General features: G+C 71.8%; 1 protein-coding gene and 1 pseudogene. Both read left to right on the forward strand.

Features of this window, described 5'->3' with window-relative positions; genetic code table 11:
- Positions 1 to 372 (forward strand): annotated as a pseudogene (locus FVW20_RS19880) (hypothetical protein); the annotation flags it as partial.
- Positions 294 to 827: GTPase (locus FVW20_RS17140; RefSeq protein WP_196610534.1), on the forward strand; the 534-nt coding region annotated here is incomplete at its 3' end. The pseudogene FVW20_RS19880 and the gene FVW20_RS17140, both read left to right, overlap by 79 nt.

The raw sequence follows: 827 nt of genomic DNA on the forward strand, positions 1-827 counted from the left end.
GGGGCTGCGCCCGGCCCGGTGGAACTGACCCTGCGCTGCATGGCCGCATTGCGCATCGCCCGGCCCGGCCTGAACCTGCCCGCCACCACCGCATTGGCAACCCTGGCCCCGCAAGACGGGCAACTGGCCGGGCTGCGCGCGGGGGGCAACGTGCTGATGCCGGGCTTTACCCCCGCCGCCCGCCGGGCGGACTACCACATTTACGACCACAAGCGGCGCGTGGACATGGAAGACGCGCTGGACACCATCCGCCGGGCCGGGCGCGTGCCCGCACCGGCGCAAGGAGCAAGGGCATGCAGGATACCCCAAGGGGGCTGCGGCTGCACATCGGCATCTACGGGCGCCGCAACGTCGGCAAGTCGTCGCTGCTGAACGGGCTGGTGGGGCAGGGCGCGTCCATCGTTTCGGACACGCCGGGCACCACCACCGACCCCGTGGAAAAGACGCTGGAACTCGATCCGGTGGGCCCGGTGGTGTTCATCGATACGGCGGGCATCGACGACGAGGGCGCGCTGGGCGCGCTGCGCCGCGAACGCTCGGAACGGGCGCTGGACCGCACCGACGTTGCCCTGCTGGTCACCGACGGTGCGTGGGGCCGAGACGAGGAGGCGCTGGCGGAGGCCTTTGCCGCGCGCAAGTTGCCGTATTTCGTGGTGACCAACAAGGCGGATCTTGCGGAAGGGATGCCCGGCAGCCAGTTGCCCGCGACCGTGCTTGATGCGCTGGCCGGACGCGGCATTGCCGTGGTGGCGGCCTCGGCCCTGCTGGGCCGGGGGCTGGACGCCGTGCGCGAGCGCATCGCCATGCTGGCCCCGGAACACGCCATC

It is taken from the genome of Nitratidesulfovibrio oxamicus (genome assembly GCF_015731765.1).
Taxonomy (GTDB): Bacteria; Desulfobacterota; Desulfovibrionia; order Desulfovibrionales; family Desulfovibrionaceae; genus Cupidesulfovibrio; species Cupidesulfovibrio oxamicus.